Annotated in this window: 20 protein-coding genes and 1 pseudogene; all 21 read right to left on the bottom strand. The window is 42.1% G+C overall.

Annotation, left to right across the window (positions count from 1 at the left end):
• Window positions 1–45: 45 nt before the first annotated feature.
• A complete protein-coding gene (locus CSH31_RS02365; RefSeq protein WP_128008704.1) occupies window positions 46–459 on the bottom strand; it encodes a hypothetical protein in 414 nt (137 codons plus the stop codon).
• Window positions 443–592 (bottom strand): hypothetical protein, encoded by a 150-nt coding sequence (locus CSH31_RS04400; protein WP_161565681.1) that lies wholly within the window; start codon window positions 590–592, stop codon window positions 443–445. Before CSH31_RS04400 ends, CSH31_RS02365 begins: the two co-directional genes overlap by 17 nt.
• Window positions 571–1,233: an ATP-binding cassette domain-containing protein gene (locus CSH31_RS02360; RefSeq protein ID WP_128008703.1), complete on the bottom strand. Its 663-nt coding sequence runs from the start codon at window positions 1,231–1,233 to the stop codon at window positions 571–573. The genes CSH31_RS04400 and CSH31_RS02360 overlap by 22 nt, the downstream gene beginning before the upstream one ends.
• A 29-nt stretch (window positions 1,234–1,262) precedes the next feature.
• Window positions 1,263–1,928, bottom strand: a complete 666-nt coding sequence (rsmG, locus tag CSH31_RS02355; RefSeq protein WP_128008702.1) for a 16S rRNA (guanine(527)-N(7))-methyltransferase RsmG — start codon at window positions 1,926–1,928, stop codon at window positions 1,263–1,265.
• A 3-nt stretch (window positions 1,929–1,931) separates the two neighbouring features.
• The gene (locus tag CSH31_RS02350) at window positions 1,932–2,237 is read right to left on the bottom strand and encodes a thioredoxin family protein (protein WP_127942836.1); all 306 of its coding nucleotides are present in this window, start codon (window positions 2,235–2,237) and stop codon (window positions 1,932–1,934) included.
• Between the two features lie 44 nt (window positions 2,238–2,281).
• Window positions 2,282–3,709 (bottom strand): annotated as a pseudogene (gene proS / locus CSH31_RS02345) (proline--tRNA ligase).
• A gap of 64 nt (window positions 3,710–3,773) precedes the next feature.
• Window positions 3,774–4,232: a hypothetical protein gene (locus CSH31_RS02340; protein WP_128008701.1), complete on the bottom strand. Its 459-nt coding sequence runs from the start codon at window positions 4,230–4,232 to the stop codon at window positions 3,774–3,776.
• Window positions 4,233–4,258: 26 nt separating this feature from the next.
• Window positions 4,259–4,504: a hypothetical protein gene (locus CSH31_RS02335; protein WP_128008700.1), complete on the bottom strand. Its 246-nt coding sequence runs from the start codon at window positions 4,502–4,504 to the stop codon at window positions 4,259–4,261.
• Complete coding sequence (locus CSH31_RS02330; RefSeq protein WP_128008699.1) at window positions 4,483–5,205, bottom strand: hypothetical protein; 723 nt, start codon at window positions 5,203–5,205, stop codon at window positions 4,483–4,485. Before CSH31_RS02330 ends, CSH31_RS02335 begins: the two co-directional genes overlap by 22 nt.
• A 5-nt stretch (window positions 5,206–5,210) precedes the next feature.
• Window positions 5,211–5,351 carry a hypothetical protein gene (locus CSH31_RS04395; protein WP_161565680.1) on the bottom strand — a complete coding sequence of 47 codons (141 nt, stop codon included), beginning with the start codon at window positions 5,349–5,351 and terminating at the stop codon, window positions 5,211–5,213.
• Window positions 5,351–7,474 carry a UvrD-helicase domain-containing protein gene (locus CSH31_RS02325; protein WP_128008698.1) on the bottom strand — a complete coding sequence of 708 codons (2,124 nt, stop codon included), beginning with the start codon at window positions 7,472–7,474 and terminating at the stop codon, window positions 5,351–5,353. Before CSH31_RS02325 ends, CSH31_RS04395 begins: the two co-directional genes overlap by 1 nt.
• A 118-nt stretch (window positions 7,475–7,592) precedes the next feature.
• Window positions 7,593–8,156 (bottom strand): RDD family protein, encoded by a 564-nt coding sequence (locus tag CSH31_RS02320; protein ID WP_128008697.1) that lies wholly within the window; start codon window positions 8,154–8,156, stop codon window positions 7,593–7,595.
• Window positions 8,140–9,147 carry a glycosyltransferase family 2 protein gene (locus CSH31_RS02315; RefSeq protein WP_128008696.1) on the bottom strand — a complete coding sequence of 336 codons (1,008 nt, stop codon included), beginning with the start codon at window positions 9,145–9,147 and terminating at the stop codon, window positions 8,140–8,142. Before CSH31_RS02315 ends, CSH31_RS02320 begins: the two co-directional genes overlap by 17 nt.
• A gap of 29 nt (window positions 9,148–9,176) precedes the next feature.
• Window positions 9,177–10,304 (bottom strand): RsmD family RNA methyltransferase, encoded by a 1,128-nt coding sequence (locus CSH31_RS02310; RefSeq protein WP_128008695.1) that lies wholly within the window; start codon window positions 10,302–10,304, stop codon window positions 9,177–9,179.
• Window positions 10,285–10,875, bottom strand: a complete 591-nt coding sequence (locus tag CSH31_RS02305; protein ID WP_161565679.1) for a UU173 family protein — start codon at window positions 10,873–10,875, stop codon at window positions 10,285–10,287. Before CSH31_RS02305 ends, CSH31_RS02310 begins: the two co-directional genes overlap by 20 nt.
• Window positions 10,766–12,034, bottom strand: coding sequence for a DUF2779 domain-containing protein (locus tag CSH31_RS02300; RefSeq protein WP_128008693.1), 1,269 nt, complete (start codon window positions 12,032–12,034; stop codon window positions 10,766–10,768). The genes CSH31_RS02305 and CSH31_RS02300 overlap by 110 nt, the downstream gene beginning before the upstream one ends.
• A 16-nt stretch (window positions 12,035–12,050) precedes the next feature.
• A complete protein-coding gene (ftsH, locus tag CSH31_RS02295; protein ID WP_128008692.1) occupies window positions 12,051–14,150 on the bottom strand; it encodes an ATP-dependent zinc metalloprotease FtsH in 2,100 nt (699 codons plus the stop codon).
• Between the two features lie 98 nt (window positions 14,151–14,248).
• Complete coding sequence (locus CSH31_RS02290; RefSeq protein WP_236630736.1) at window positions 14,249–15,355, bottom strand: glucose-6-phosphate isomerase; 1,107 nt, start codon at window positions 15,353–15,355, stop codon at window positions 14,249–14,251.
• A gap of 29 nt (window positions 15,356–15,384) precedes the next feature.
• Window positions 15,385–15,534, bottom strand: a complete 150-nt coding sequence (locus tag CSH31_RS04390) for a hypothetical protein (RefSeq protein WP_161565677.1) — start codon at window positions 15,532–15,534, stop codon at window positions 15,385–15,387.
• Window positions 15,527–15,877 (bottom strand): S1 RNA-binding domain-containing protein, encoded by a 351-nt coding sequence (locus CSH31_RS02285; protein WP_127942826.1) that lies wholly within the window; start codon window positions 15,875–15,877, stop codon window positions 15,527–15,529. Before CSH31_RS02285 ends, CSH31_RS04390 begins: the two co-directional genes overlap by 8 nt.
• Window positions 15,832–16,545, bottom strand: a complete 714-nt coding sequence (locus CSH31_RS02280; protein ID WP_128008690.1) for a hypothetical protein — start codon at window positions 16,543–16,545, stop codon at window positions 15,832–15,834. Before CSH31_RS02280 ends, CSH31_RS02285 begins: the two co-directional genes overlap by 46 nt.
• Window positions 16,546–16,623: the final 78 nt, after the last annotated feature.

Here is a 16,623-nt window from a genome sequence, read left to right as displayed (position 1 = left end):
TAAATCTGATTAATAGCTCTTTGGAAACGTTGCGGTTTTTGGTTATTAACAACTTCTTGAATCCATTCTTTTGCTTCGGAAATTTTCCGATCCAAAAGAATTTTTTTCTTGTTCGGCGTCAAGACCACCCGTTTGAACTGGATACTCAAACGGATGCGCCGCAAAATAACTTTGGTAATCACCACTTGCCTGGTCAACGACGATTTTTTTCTGTCCGGCCAACTGACTATCTTCCACGCGCAAACTAAAATCGCCCTCGTTTTTAAAAAGTTGCTTAACCACGCTGTCATGTAAATTACCCTTTTGGCTAATTTGATCGTATGACCTTTTGAATGCAAAAGCTGAAGACTGTAAAAGCGTGTAAGTTAGCGAAGAAACGAAAATAATCGCCACCATGATTAGTGAAAAAATGCGTCTTGAAAACACTAATTTAAAAGCTTGTTTAACTAGCAGTCTCATGGTCGCTAACTCTCCCGTCGTCCACGTAAAGCACTTGGTCGGCCACTTCTTTTCACTGCTGGTCGTGAGTGACAATGATAATGGTCGTGCCGTACTTTTTATTAATGCCGGCTAAAAGACGAATAACTTTCAAAGTGGTTTTTTGATCCAGCGACCCCGTCGGCTCATCTGCAAAAATGATCGTCGGATTTTTAGAAAGAGCCGAGCCACCGAAACTCGTTGCTGCTGACCGCCCGATAAATTACGGATGTCTTGGTCAAGCACGTCTTTAATCCCAAGGTCGTTAAACAGGTCTTCCACATTAAGTGCTTTTTGCGGATCTTTTTGTAGTACTTGGCCAATTTTAACGTTGTCGCGTGCGTTTAAGTCGGGCAAAAGGTTGTAACTTTGAAAAACAAAGCCCACGTTATCGCGACGAAACTGGGTCATTTCCGGGTCTTTTAGCGCCGATAAATTAACGTCGTTCACAATCACGTCTCCGGTGGTAGCGCGGTCAAGGCCAGAAATTACGTTCAAAAAAGTTGATTTGCCGCTTCCCGAAGGTCCGTAAATAACGATCAATTTACCCTTGGGAATTGATAAGGAGACATCTTTTAAAATGCGAACTGCGTTATGCCCGCTGACGTAATACTTGTTCAGTTTTCGAACATCAATAATGTTGCCTTCGCTGTTTTTTAAGTTTTTGTTGCCTTTGGGATGACGGTTAAGTTTTTTAGTTTTTTGGCTTTGGTTGTCTTGGGCATTGGTTGTTCCTGTAGTTAAGGGACTAAACAATTATAAGGGCGATTAAAAATAAGGGGTAATTATGCCTGATCCATTTTGGACCAAGGCGGCGGAAAATTGGTCGGTGTGGGGCAAACTTTGCTAAAACTAACTAGGTAAGTCGGAACTTGACCTTCCACTTGGTGAGCTTTAATTTCCAACTTTAAAGTTTTAATCAGGCGCCCACACGCTTTTATCTCCTGGTGGTAAGCAGGACCTTTAACGAACAAAAATCGTGATCCGGGCGCGCCAAGGTGGTAACTCATTTGAATTAAATGTTTTAAATCGCTCACCGCTCGAGCTAAAACAAAGGCAAAACTGTCCCGATCTTGACTCTCTTCGGCTCTGACGTGCAAAACTTTAAAATCTAAGTTTAACTCGCGTTTAACAACGTTTAGGAAACTAACTTTTTTAGAGTTTGCTTCGTAAATCGTCAGTTGAATTTTCCGGTGAACGATTTTAAGCGGTAAACTGGGAAAACCGGCGCCCGCGCCTATGTCCAAAACGGGCTTAGTCTCCATCGCACTGACCCAGTCTTTAAAAGTGACTAACGACTGGTAAACGCCGTGCTCTCAAATTTGACTTTCGCTTCAAGCCGTTAAATTAAACTTTTGACCAAATTCATGAATTAATTTGACATAACGCTCTAACGCCTGAAATCTGACCGGGTCTTTGACAAGATCTTTTACTTTCTGAAAGAAAACCATTCTTTAGGCGGCGATTTGTTGCTTAAGCACTTCCATCGGCATAAAGCCAGCCTGAGTACTTTTGAGTTTTTGGTTGTGGTAAATGAAAGTAGTTGGAACGCTTTGCACGCCCATTTCGGCCGCTACTTCGCGGTTAGTATCAAGGTTAACTTTTAAAACAGTGATTTGCGGATTTTGCTCGGCAAGCTGCTCCAAAACTGGTGCCATCATTCGGCAAGGACCACATCATTCAGCAAAAAAGTTGACTATTGTCGTTCCGCTTGTTAACTTAGCTTGAATTTCTCGACCGTTAATAATTTCTAATGGCATCCTTAACCTGCTTTCTAATCTTTGAAAATCATTATACGCCAGACTTAATAAGCCTTGGCGAACAAAACTAAGCGGCGCGTTAACCGACCCGTTATGATGCACTTAAGACTTTTGGTTAGTTTGTAATCAAAAGGTATGCACCGCGCGGTAGCGCCAGTCTCATCTTGAATAAGTTGCTCATCTTGGTCTGTTCCGGCAAAGGGCACCAAAACAAAACGGTTATCTTGAACACCCTTTTTAAGACTCTCGTAAGTATCAACTCGCACCGTGTTTTGGCGCAGTCTTTGCTCGGCTTTTTCAAAAAGGTTTTGTTGAATTAAAGCGAGTAAATCTTTGATGGTAGCGGGCAAGTTTTCAAGGGAGCAATTTGTTTTATCCAATGTATCTCGCCTGACGATCACGACTTGACCAGCGCTAATTTCCCGCGGACCAATTTCAATTCTGAGCGGCACTCCTTGAATTTCCGACTCGGCAGCTTTAAACCCAGGACTTTTAGGGCTCGCGTCTAACCGAACTCGTCAGCGTTTAGATAACTTTTGTAAAAGTTTCCGAGCAGTTAGCAAAACTTGGGGGTCTTTATCGGCAAAAAGAGTGATTAAATCGATTTGGTAAGTTGCCACTTGGGGCGGCATAATAATTCCCCTGTTATCCCCGTGAGCCATAATCACCGCGCCAATTAAGCGCGTGGACATTCCCCAGGAAGTTTGGTAGGGATGAACAAACTCCTGATTTTGGTTTTTAAACTTGATGGCGTAAGTTTTAGCAAAATTTTGACCAAGATAATGAGAAGTTGCGCTTTGAAGCGCTTTGCCGTCTTTCATCATCGCTTCTAACGAATAAGTCGTGACCGCGCCGGCGAATTTTTCCCGCGGTGTCTTTTTGCCAACTAAAGTGGGAATTGCTAAAAACTTAGCTAAAAAACGAGCATAGTTGCGAATCATTTTTCGAGTTAATTTGCGCGCTTCCTGGGCGTTTTGGTGAGCGCTGTGCCCTTCTTGCCACAAAAACTCGGATGTTCTTAAAAAGGGGTTAGTTTTCTTTTCACCTCGTAAGACATTGACTCACTGGTTGTAAATTAGCGGCAAGTCGTGGTAAGAGTGAATTTCGTGGCCAAAAAGTTGACTAAAAAGCACTTCCGAAGTGGGGCGAATCGCGAGCGGATAAGCTAGTTTTTTTTTCGCCTACTTGGGTTACTGTGTAAAGTTCGGGCGCAAAACCTTTAACGTGGTCTTTCTCTTTCTCGATTAGATCAGTCGGAATTAACAGCGGTAAGTAAACATTTTGTGAGCCGATTTTTTTCAGAATTTGCTCAAACCAAGCCGGATGTTGTCCCAAATCCCGTAAGCAAGCGGTTTAAAAATCATCAAGCCTTTGCTTGGGCCATATAAAGCCAGACCGCCATTAATCACTACATCAACGTATCACTGGGAAAAATCTTTTTCCATTGGCGTGATTTTAACTAGTTGTTTCACCGTACCATTATACTAAAAGATGTTTTTTAGGGGTTTTTCTGGGGCAAAATGCAACTTTTTTAATTTAAGAAGTAAAGGTCTTTTTCGGTTGAAATTGGTAAATTGCGGTTATTTTTTCGCTAAAGTTTTCCCAAATGATAGTGGTGTTGTAGTCTTGGAAAATTTTTCTGAGCGATATTAAATACAAGTAGTTTTCGATTTGGAGTTGCGAATCTTGCACCACCAAGTTGTAGTTAAAAACAATGAAGGAAGGCTTAATTTGCTGCAAAACCGTGACCGTGTACTGCGAGAAGCGCCTGAAGCGGAAACCAATGGCAAAACCTTTTTCCAACAGCAGTTTTAAAGTTGGTTTAATTTGGTTAAGTTGTTCGTAATTGTCAAATCTAATCACGTAAGCGATACCAGTTGGCTCCAAACGAGATAAGTTGTTTTTTAATCATTCGCTGTTAACATCTAACAAAACTTGGGAGCTTAACTTTTTACTGGTAATTTTTTCGGCGTGAGCGTCGATTAGGCCGTTCAAATTGTAGGCGTTGACTAAAATGTTGCTTAACTGCTGCTTGTCAAGAGCTGGAAGTGCAGGAAAGGAGTAATTGACGACTGTTTTATCGTCTTTATTCTTTTGACCGGAACTAACTTGGTTTCAAATTTGTGCGATCTAACCGCGTCGCGAAAAATTTTGATTTGTTCGCTGTAGTGGGTAAATTCACCCTGGTACTCCTGGACTTGCTTAATGTCAAGAAAGTTTTGTTTCCAACGAATCGATAAGTTGACTATGAAGTCAAGAGTGGACAATGCGCGGTTAAAAACTTTCCGGTAATTAACATCTTGAAAACGAGCGCTACCTGATCCCGGATAAAAGTGCCTCAACCTGCGTGATCAACTTTAAATTTAACTAGTTCAACTAGGTGATTAACTTTGCGCTTGACTTTTTTATAATTTGCCGCGTAACAAGTTAACAGCACCAATTCACGTCATTCATAAATGTCGTACTTAAAGCGCAGTGGCAATTTTAAAATCTCGCAAATGAAGTTTTCTCTGACGTTAGTTAGATGGTTATTTAAGTTGAAAACCAAAAACCCTTTAAATTTAGTGTCTCGGTTGGCTACTTCTTCGGGAGTAGTTAGCGCATTAGTCACATCATCGGGAACTTCAAGGTCAATTTTTCAATTAACAACGATCAGGTAGTCAGAAACTTTGTCTAGTTTGCTTAATCTCACGTTAAACAAAAGCGGAACGCGTTTACCAAAGTGACGCGCACCATTAAACTTAAAATCGTAGGAAATTTCGGTTTTGCCGTTATCAATTTGTTGGAGAGCTTCCCGGTAAAGTTTGGAGTTTTCTGGGTGTTGAGTAATCACGTGCACCACAAACTGACGACTCAATTGGCGCCGCAATTTATTCTCCTTAATCGTTTCGTCTAAAGCAAACTCTTGGGTTTGAAAATTGTCACTAGATAAGTGGTCAACTCGGTAAGGGGTGACTTTTCTAGTCATGGGATCTAGTTTGTAAACAAAACGCCGCGGTGTTCTTGCACGTTGATGTTTTTCTGCCAAAAATTAGTTAACATCAAAACGATTAGAGCTAAAAGCAAGCCGCCTAACAAAAAACCAACCACTAAAAAGTAAGACAAAATGACCACTAAGATCCAATCCTCTCGATTGATTTATGGTTTTTCATCAACGTTTTCACTCCGTAGGGTTTGCGAAAGTTAATGTCAATTAATTCGTTGTTCACGTTAATGACAGTTCCTTCCCCGAAAATTATGTGGGAAACCCGGTCACCAGCAACGATGTTTTCGTTGGCTAAGTTAATTGCCTCTGAATCAAGGTTTTCAGCGATAAAACTTTTGGTAAAGCGACTAGTGTTAATGCCCATTTCCTTCAAGAATCGCGAAGGTCTTTTTTGCGATTTGTAGTCGATAGAATAACCTCTTGAACTGGAAATGAAAACTTTCTTCATTGCGCGCGTCAATGCCACGTAAGCTAGTCGCCTCTCTTCTTCTAAAGCTGCTTCTCCGCCCTCATCAATCGCTCGTGCCGAAGGAAAGACGCTCTCTGAAAAACCAGCGATAAAAACATTTTTAAACTCTAAACCTTTGGCCGCGTGAGCTGTCATCAAAGACACAAAGTCGTTAGTTCGACTAATGTTTTCGTAATCAATGTAAAGCACGATTTCCTCTAGGTAATCGGCTAATTGTTTGTCCTGGTGTTCCTTTTGCCAAACGTCAATTGACCGAATTAACTCGTTAATGTTTTCTAGCCGCGATTTGTCTTCCGGTGCTTTTCAAAGATCAAGGTAGTTAATTTCGATTAAAAAACTGCGCAAAACTTTGGCAATCGGGTTAGTCTTGAGTGCAACGCGATACTTGTTAATTAAATTTATAAAAGTGGCTAGTTCGTTGCGCTGTTTAATTTGAAGTGGTAAATCTTGAAAATGATCGGTTAAAGCGCTCAAAAGCGGTTTACCAACCTTTTTAGCAAACTCGACTAATTTGGCCACGGTGGTGCCTCCGAGCGAACGCGGTGGCACGTTAATCATGCGCAAAACCGAAACTTCGTCGCCGTTACTAATGATTTTTAAGTAGGAGATGGCGTCTTTAATCTCTTTACGCTGGTAAAAACGAGTGCCGCCAAAAACAACGTAGTTAACGTTGCCGCGGATAAGCGCTCTTTCGATCGATTGGGAGATGTAATTAGCCCGGTAGATGATGGCGATGTCTTTGAGTTGGGTTTTGTTTTTTTTGAGTTCGTAAATTTTTTGAACTATTCAACGTGCCTCGGCTTCGTCAGAAAAAGCTGAAAAAAATTCAATCCCTTCGCCTTGGTCGTTGTTAGTGTAAAGATTTTTATCAATTCTCATCCGGTTGTGCTTAATTAGTTTGTTAGCGTGGTTCAGAATCAGTTGGGTTGAGCGGTAGTTTTGCTCCAACTTAATAATCTTTGCGCCTTTAAAATACTTTTGAAAGTTGTTAATCAGATCAACATCGGCTCAGCGCCAAGTGTAAATAGTTTGGTCTGGGTCGCCCACGATAGTAATGTTGCCCCGGGAGGCAAGCGTTTCCAAAATTTCGTACTGCGTATAAGAGGTGTCTTGAAATTCATCAACTAAAACGTAGTCAAATTTTTGCGACCATCTGGCTCGTGCGTTAGGATTTTCTTTGAAAAGTTTGTGGACAAAAATGATTAAATCGTCAAAATCCAAAGCTTTAACCCGCTCTAATTCTTGTTGGTAGTCGCGGTAAACTGCCGCCTCAAGTTTTTCGTAATCTTTGCGCGCTTCAGACATTTTTTGACTTGGGCTAATGTTTAAAACTTTGTTGCGCGAAATGTAATCTAGCATGGAACTGTGGGTAAACTGTTTGGCGCTAGCTCCGTGCATCTTGTAAATCGTGTCTAAAATTTGTTTCTGGTCAGCCCCATCAATAATGTTGAAATGAGTTGGATAGCCAAAGTGTCCAATTTCGCTGCGCAAAATTTTGGCGCAAAGCGAGTGGTAAGTTGAAATTTGCGCTTTTTCGGCTTGACTACCAATCATTTCCACCACGCGTTCGCGCATTTCGTTAGTCGCCTTGTTAGTAAAGGTAACGGCCAAAACGCGCTCGGGACTAATTCCAATGTCAACGATTAAGTAAGCGATTTTGGAAGTGAGCATGCGGGTTTTGCCTGAGCCGGCTCCCGCGATGACAGCCAAAGGTCCTTGGACGTGTAAAACGGCCGCTTGTTGCTGGGTGTTTAACTGCATTAAGTAAGGTTTTTTGCTCATGATTACTCTTTTTCCTTTTCGATAAAGTTGACGACTGGCTCAATCACTTTTTTGGGTGCAAGCGGATCTTCTTGGGCTGGTTGAGGCTGACTTTTAATTACTCAGCGACGCATGTAAACTACCGCACTTTGGCCCAGCGATCGTGAAGCGCAAGCCGATCGGGGTGGAAAAGCGATGAGATAAACAAAAACATTTGACCAAAAATTACGACCGAACTAAAGGTCATCAAAACGCCAATTCGAAAAGATTCAAAATTGTCAAAAACTGCTTTGTTTTGTGAATTGGTGGCGAATTTAATGATTAAACTGTGGTTAATCAAAATTGTTCCTGAGACAAGCAGGAAGATTCAACTAATTGACCAAAACGACTCGTGACGTAAAAGCGCTTTTCAAAGCGGACCGCTCTGGGCGACCACCTTGATTCTTAGTAAATACTTACCTAAGGTAGCGCCACTTAAAATAATCGGACAAACCAAAAACAAAACCAGCACGCTCACTATGATTAGAAAGGCGTACAAGTAAAAAAGGTAAGGATCGGCAAAACGTCAAGTTCCGTTTTCCTTGCGCAAAAAAACTCACGTTCAAGCACCCGACAAAAGAAAAAGCAGTCCATAGTCAAACGCCAAGGCGATTAATCGGCGTCAAAAATGGCTTGTTTTCAGTTCTCTACTTTGATTTGGCATGGCTTAGTTTAAAGTGTCCTATACAACTTAAAATATTCATCCCGACTAATCGCCTTGCGAAACGCTTGAGTTTCCGAATTTTCCCGGCGAAAGTAGGGATTGGTTTTAAAACGAGGTTGGTAGTAGTTGTTCACTGGTTTTGTAAAAATTGGCGGTACTTCTCTTTTAAACGAGCGTTGTCAGTTGCCGTAACAAAGCCCGCCAAAATCACACTTAAGTGGTAAAAACTGAGGTAATCTAACTCAGCGGCGTACTTAGCAGGTCCGTTTTTTTCAAATGCTTTCCTTCACTCAACTCACTGTTTAGCGATTGAAAGCGGAGTTACCTCGCTAAACAAATCGTTGCGAAGACGAACAATTTTAAGGTCGGAATTGACGTATGTCCGAGCCTTTCCCCACGCGCTTAGGAAGAAATTAATCGCAAACCGCGAATTAACCGTTTGACGAATTTCGGCTTCTAAACTTGAGTTTGACAAAATCTCGCGGCGGTAAATTTTGTTGAAATCAAACGGGTAAGAGTAGGCTACAACTTCTGGCCGGTCAACAAGGTTGACTTGTTGAGGTTGGTTTTGCCTAATCTTGCCTTTAAAACTAATTGGGCTACGCATTGGAGCGCGAAACTCGATGATGTCGGCCGGTTTATTTTTGATTAATTTGAGCAATTGACTAACTGCGTCGCGAGCAAAGAAATTGGAAGAAGAGGTAATCAAAACGTATTCGCTACTTGCTTTTTCAATCGCTTCTTGGAGAGCTTTAGTTCGACCGATTCGACGGGTGTTGTATACCAAGGCGATTCTGTTTTTGAAAAAAAGCCGAAAAGAGTCTAATACAGCCAAGTTGTTTTCAATGTTGGAATCCAAAACGATCACGATTTCAAAGTCCTGCGCATCTTGGTGCTGCATAGCGTTTAAGAATTTGCGCAGTACTTTGGCTTGCTTGTAGACCGGGACCAAAATTGATAATTGCATGGAAAAAGAGGCTTCACCTACCAATTTAATTCTACCATTTATAAATGCGGCGTTTAGACCCCTAACAGATGTCTAAAACAACCAAATTTTCAATGTGGTAAGTTTGCGGAAAAAAAATCAAAGGCTTGATTAAAAACTACTTGGTAATTAGTCAAAAGGTCAATGTCCCTTTTTTGTGTTTCAATTTGACAAGATAAGTAAATTATTCGTCGCGCCTTGCTGGCATTGATAGCCCGGCAAACCGCCGGAGTTAGTCCGGCCCGGGGCGGATCAACTACGATCACATCGGGCTTTATTTTAGTGTGGGTGATCCACTGAGTGACATCTTGGCAAATTAAGGTCACGTTTTTAACTTGGTTAATTGCTAAGTTTGCTTTTGCGTCTTGATAACACACTTTGTTAACTTCAACCGCGTAAACCGATCGCACGCGGTCTGACAAACAAATCGCGATTGTGGCTAGTCCGCTGTAAAGATCAAAAACCACCGCCTCAGCCCAAACAAAACTTTGCATCATCTTGTAGGCCTTGGTCGCCATCTCTTTGTTTACTTGGTAAAAAGAATCAAGCGTTACCCGGAATTTTTTGCCTAAGAAAGCGTCGTAAGTAGCGAGTTTTGTGCCAGGCGGACCGGCAATTTCTTCTTCAAGTCTTCTAATGATGTACTTTGGATAATGATCTGGGTAAGCACCAAAATCAATCGCCATCAAATCAAAACTGGTTTGGTCGGGTTTAAAAATTTGTCGACGGTACCGTCCGGGCGCTTTAAAACCACCGTGCGACAAAACAACTTTGTTGCGGTAGTAAGTTCTCTTGCCAACGATAATGGGTGCTAACTTAGTGCCAAAAACGCTTTCAAGTTGACTTTGTTTAAAACGATCTTGAGCCGGCGAATTTAAATGCGCTAAGTGGTATACACCCAGTTTAGTCTTCGGATGCTCAAGTGGCAAAGCTCGGTCAAGCGAGCAATTTAAAAGTTTGATCGCACGCCCATAGCCGTGTTTTTTAAACTGGTAAAAAATGACTACCCGCGCTTTTTCGCCGGGCAAAAGTTGCTCAATCCAAAAAATCTTGCCGTTTCACTTGACAATTCCTAGTCCTTCGCGAGTTAAGCCTTGGCAAGTTAAAAACTGAACTGGGCAAAAACGGCGGGGAAATTTATTCTTAAATTTTTTGGAACTCATGGGCTTGGTTTTCCAAAATTCGTTTGGGCAGTAGTTTTTTGATTAAGTAATAAACTAGAATCATGGCTTGAACATCGTTTTGGCAATAGTTTTTAAGATCCTCAACTTTTTGGTCTCACTCGCGGTCACCGATTATCCCGAGTGCGCGCTGGCAAGCCACGTCCATAGCTTGCATTCCGTTTTTAATGTTTAAACTTTGGTAATCAACAATTCGGTAGGGAAGATCAGGGTGGTGAGCGTGAATGTAATGCTCTAAAGTTTTGATTGAAGATTTGCCTCTTAGTTCAGGAATTAAAATCGGCGGTAAATACCGGTAACTGTTAACTTGGAAAAATTTAGCTAAATCAAGGCATTTTTCTTGAATTTGTTTAACCATCTGACTAACCGAGTGGTAACTGGGGTGGTTTTTAATTTTTAACCTCAGCAACATTTCGTTCAAACGAGAGTGTTCGTAGGAAGCGTTATAAACTACGTAAACGTCGGCCGAGGGATCGTAAATAGCTTGGATGATTTTGACAAAGTCCTCAATTGTAAGGTAGCGCGGATCAAAAAACGTGATTGTGGCGCTCAACCTCTCTTTCTTGATCGGTTTTAATCAATGAAATCTGGTAAACCACCTGGGTGAAGGGTAAGTAGTGATCAAGCGGGGCAACGGGCAAAGTGTAAGCTTCAAAGTCGTACCAAACGACTTTTCTCTCTTTGACTAGGCGAATTTTGTTAACTATTTGAGTTGTTAAAACGTTCTCAAAAAATAGCGGTCCGTTAGCTTTAAGAATTTTGCGAACAACCAAACTCTCGTGAGCGATATCGCCGAGCGATAAGTGTTCATGAAAAAACTTTTTGACAATTATGCGGTTGTTTCAATTGTGAAAAACAGGGTTAGCAGTTAACTGAACCACTTCTTTCCAGTGCGTGCAGTAGCAAAGCTGTTTGCCAAAGTAACACGGTCGGAAGGGCAACAAAGTTTTCTGCGCGGCGGCGCTTATAATTTGATCCAAGTAAAAGTTGAAACTAGCAAATTCAAATTCCGCCGTCCTGTTTTCGATTAAAAACTCGTACAAAGTTGGGTTTGGCCCCTTAGCGCGACTAACTTTAGCCTGCTGTAAATTAAAAAAATCTGTTTCCGAGGTGATGCTAGCTTTGGGCGAACTTTTGTTGAGGTTGATTGTGGTTGTTTTAAAAAAATCTACTTCGCCACGGCGATAGTTTTTGCTGGCCACGATGTAAAGCACAACGTCCTTGATCGGGATATTTAATTTGAGCATAACTTGGACATCAAAATAAATTTTGTACAAGTCGCTGCGTTTGGTTGAAGTTGACAATTTGATAAAAGCGACGGTGGCAGTTTTTTTGTCATAAAAAATTGGGTTAGCCAAAACTTGGTAGTTTTGGTAGTCAAAACTTCAAACCGGGTTGTAAATAAACTCAACCTCGGGATCTTGGTAGTATTTGTTAGTTTGGTTAATTTTTTTTTGACTTTCGCCAGCACTTACCACTTGAAATCCAGGGTAATTTTCGATTAAATGCGCCAAAAATTTGCTCATTAAAATTTGGTGTGCACGAGCAAAAACCGCTTCGCCAAAACTTAAATCGTTATCAAGGAAAGAGTCTTCGTCAAAATTAAATTCTTCGCTTGGTAAAACTTCTGTCTGGGGAAGTGGGTTTCAAACTAAGTAAGGTTGGGAAGAAATTAGTCGTTTGAAATGAATGGAAGTGATTGGCTGGCTCATCTATGGATCATTTTTCTTACTTTTTAGAGGATTTTTTGGCAAAACGCTTGTCTTTTTTAGAAGACGGTTCTTTTTGCTTTTTGGTGGTTTTAGCGGTCTTAGTGGTCTTGGGCTCTTTCTTGCTAGCGACTTTCGCGTCAATTTCCTTAATGATTTCCTCAAGGCTTTTGTCCGACTCTAAAATTTTAGCCGGCTTGATTTTGTGGGGTGGTCGCTTCTTAAACTTGTGAATGTACTCAATTTCTTCCGAAACAATCGTTTCTTTTTCCAAAAGTTCCTCAGCAATCAAGTCTAGTAAATCGCGGTTAACTTTTAAAGTCGCGATAGCTTTCTGCTCGGCTAGCATAATTAATTTACGAACCGCTTCATCAATCCGTTCAGCCAAAGCGTCTGAATATTCGCGAGCGCGGTAATCTTGCCCTAGGTACTGCGGACCGTAATCTCGTTCGTAAGCAATTGGCCCCAAATCAGACATACCGTACTGGGTAACCATCGCACGGGCGATGCTAGTTGCCTTTTCAATGTCGTTAGAAGCGCCGGTGGAAACTTCGCCCATCCCATACATGATTTGTTCCGCGGCACGACCACCCATGAAAGATATGATTTTTGCTTCAAGTTCTGATTTAGAGTAGTTGTACTTTTCTTCCCGAGGTGTCATCAAAGTGTAACCGCCGGCGTGACCACGGGGAATAATGGTAATCTTTTGAACTTTTTCGGCCGAAGCAACTTTCAAACCAATCACGGCGTGACCCGCTTCGTGGTAAGCAATCATGCGCAATTCTTTGGGAGTAATTACGCGGTGCTTTTTGGCTGGCCCGGCTGCCACCCTGTCAATCGCCTCATCAATTTGTTCAAGCGTAATAATGTTGGTGTTCTCGCGAACTGATAGTAACGCCGCTTCGTTAATGATGTTTTCCAGTTGAGCACCCGAGTAGCCTGGCGTACGTTTGGCGATGCTTTTAAAACTAACGTTGCTAGCGATTCGTTTACCTTTGGCGTGGAGACTTAAAATCGCTTCCCGTTCTTTCACATCTGGGTTGTTGACGGTAATTGTGCGGTCAAACCGACCAGGTCGAAGAAGAGCCGGATCTAACACGTCGGGGCGATTAGTAGCGGCGATAATTAAAAGACCAGCGTTTTCTTCCATTCCGTCCATCTCAACCAAAATTTGGTTCAGTGTTTGCTCGCGCTCGTCGTTACCACTTAGGGATGAGCCTCGCTTACGACCAATCGCATCTAACTCGTCAATGAAAAGTATCGCTGGGGCAGCTTTGCGCGACTCTTTGAACATTTCACGCACGCGCTTAGCGCCTAGACCAGCAAACATTTCCACGAAGTTAGAACCGGAAATGAAGAAAAACGGTACGCCGGCTTCACCGGCAGTTGCTTTGGCTAGCAAGGTTTTACCGGTTCCAGGCGGACCTCCAAAAAGAATACCTTTTGGGACGCGCGCTCCTGCTGCGCGGTACTTCTGAGGATGCTTGAGAAAATCAACCACTTCAACAATTTCTTCCTTGGCTTCCTCTTGACCAGCTACGTCGCTAAAACGCTTTTTACTAATAATCTTTTTAGCTTGACTTTTACCGGGCGACATAATTGAATCGGTAATGCCTCCGCTTTTGCGCATCATTCAAACAAAAAATCCGATCAAAAGTAAAGCGGGCAGCAAGGTAAATAGGGCGCTGACAAATCTATTTTCGGTTGGCGGACCCGCACTAATGATTTTGACTTCGTGAGGAGACCCTTTGACCGCGTCTTCCAACAATTCTGAAAGAATACCTTCTTTAAGGTAGTCGTTCATTAAAATCGGGTCGGCCGAAACAACATAGTCTTCCTTCTTGTTATCAACCACTTCAATTACGTAAATTTGGTGGTTATAGCGATTAAACTCTACTCGCTCAAAGTAATTTTTGTCACTAGTATTCTCGGCGTTTATGGTCACCCTCTGGTTAAAGGTAGTCACGTCTTTGGCGTTTTTGCGACTGCCAAACCCAAAAAATAACCACCAAGCTAAGACGACTAGTCCGACAATCAAAAGCGTCGAAACGATGAAAGACGACCAGTTAAATTTTTTGGGATTGCCCGAAGTTGGTTGACCAGGTTGGTGATGAGCCATCGATGCTTACTCCTTAGAACTTAATTGAGCGGCGAAGGTTAACTTTTATAGACGGTCAATAAAGTTAAGTAATTATAACCAAAATGAGTTTAAACAATCTATTGGTCGATTTTCTGAAGCAGTTTGCGAATGTTTTGCTTGTAAATTTCTACGCCCGGTTGGTCAAAAGGATTAACGTCGTTTAAATAAGCGCTCATAGCGATCGCTCTTTGAAAAAAGTAAACTAACTGACCAAAAACTTCCGGCTGGAAAGACTTAATTTTAATCGTGATAATTGGCACTTTACCCACGTTAAAATGGGCTTCCGAAGTGGCTCGGTAAACGACTTGATTAATTTGGTTGAGCGTTAAATTAGCCACGTAATTAAGACGGTCAGCATTACGCGGATCGTTAAACATTTTTAAATCAAGCAGAGGGTTTTCCACGACTAGCATCGTCTCAAATAACACTCGTGAACCGCTTTGGATAAACTGACCAAGCGAATGTAAGTCGGTCGAGAAAACTGCCGAAGCAGGGAAAACGCCTTTACCGTTTTTGCCCTCTGATTCGCCAGCTAGCTGCTTTCACCACTCTGAAAAAGCTCGCATTTGTGGTTCGTATTGAACCATCAGTTCAACCGGGTATTTCTTAGCCAAAATGTGGCGCGCCACGGCGTATTTGTAAGCATCGTTTTGCTCCAGACTAGTTGAACGGTAAAGTTTGTAACCTTTTCGAGCACCTTTGGCGATTAGATCAATGTCAATTCCCGCGCAAGCTAGCGGGAAAAGTCCGACCGCGGTTAAAACCGAGAATCGACCTCCGATTTGGTCGGGAATTACTAGCGTTTGCCAAGAATTTTCGCGCGCCATTTCAATTAAGTGACCGCGGTTGGCATCAGTGGTGGCGATAATGTACTTGTGGGCGTTAAAGTGGCCAACTTTGCTTTCGAGCAATTTACGCACGATTTTAAATGCGACAGCCGGTTCAAGCGTTTGACCCGACTTAGAAATGACGTTAATGGCAAAATTCTTATCTTCAAGATAAGCTAACTTTTGGGCTAAATCGGTAGAGCTGAGCGATTCGCCGATAAAAATAACTTCCATATCGGCTGTTAGCGACATGGTTCCCAGCATCATTTCTAAACCGGCCTTGGCGCCGGCAAAAGAGCCGCCAATCCCGACAAGCACTAAAACATTAACGCCCTCATTCTTGAGACTCTTGACGATATTTTTAATCGTTTGAAACTCGGTTTTTTTTAAAACTTATTGGGCAAGTCTTTCCAACCCAAAAATTCGTCGCCCTTAACTTGGTGGGTCTCCATCCGCTGAGCTAAAACAGCCACTTTTTTGTGGTAACTAGGCAAAGCGTCTAAAACGCCGCTCTGGGATAAATCTAACTTAATCATTGATTAGACCTCGGACAAACTTTTTTAAATTGCTAAAACCGTGGCGCGTGGGAGCTATTTTGAACTCAAATGGATTGCGCAAAAAGACGGGCACAATTTTTTTTCATGACAAAGCCAGTTTTTGACTCTTGGGGTCAACTCCTAAAACGTAAAAATCGTATTCATTACCGACCTTAAACATCTTGTCTAAGCGGTAAACGTAGTAGTCAGAAACTTGCGAAATGTGCAGCAGTCCCCGGCATCCGTCGGTTAACTCCACTTCTAGGTAAGTCTTCCACAAACTAGTGACTTTCCCGGTTACGATACTGTGGGCTCTAATTTCTGTTTCGGTTGTTTGTTTCATATATCTTCTTTAATTCTTTTCCTCTTGAGCGGCGTTAGGTAGTGGTACCCGTTTTTAAATTTCTGGTTAGTTTGCCAATCTGATCCAAAAAAGCGCTCAAGTAAGTAAGGATAATTTCTAGCGCAAGGAAGTTTCATTTGGTGAAAACTGACTTCAACCGTCTGCGGGTCAAAGTGCACTATTCACGAACGCTTAACTGACTCTCCTCGTTGGCCAAGCAAGTAAAAACCGCTGGGTTGGTGGTCGTGTAACTCTTCAATCGCACTTCATAAGTTATCGGCGTAGGAAAACCTTTTTCTCAGTCAAAAGTTTTTTCAAGAACGAAACCGTTTAACTTTTTCGGTTGTGCTGGGCACCAAAATTCTAATTTTTATGTGCTGACTTTGCTTAAGTCAATTTTTCCGATCCCAAACATAACTAGCTCCGAGCTGTTTGTAACGCGGGTCTATAAAGGAGTCAACCACCTGCTGCGGAGCAATTTTTGCCAATTGGCGGTAACTTTCCACGCTCATTAGAACCTCTAAGTGCGAGCTTAAGAGAGAAAAACCGCCGTGGCGATGGGCGCTGAGCAAACTTGCGCCGTCTAAAACGTACCAAACTTGGTTCTTCTGACAAAGATTAGCAAAATGTTTGATCAAGTCAATTTGTGCTTGGGTTGTTTTGCGCATTTGAAACGATAAAATTATAATGTCTGGGCAGTAAATTAGGTTAAAAATGTTGGCCGCAGCAACTCACGATTATGAGCG

Source organism: Mycoplasma sp. ATU-Cv-508, assembly GCF_004011945.1.
Taxonomy (GTDB): Bacteria; Bacillota_I; Bacilli_A; order Mycoplasmatales; family Metamycoplasmataceae; genus RYZV01.
Note: the sequence above shows the minus strand (reverse complement) of the source record. Positions and strands in the feature narration are given on the sequence as shown.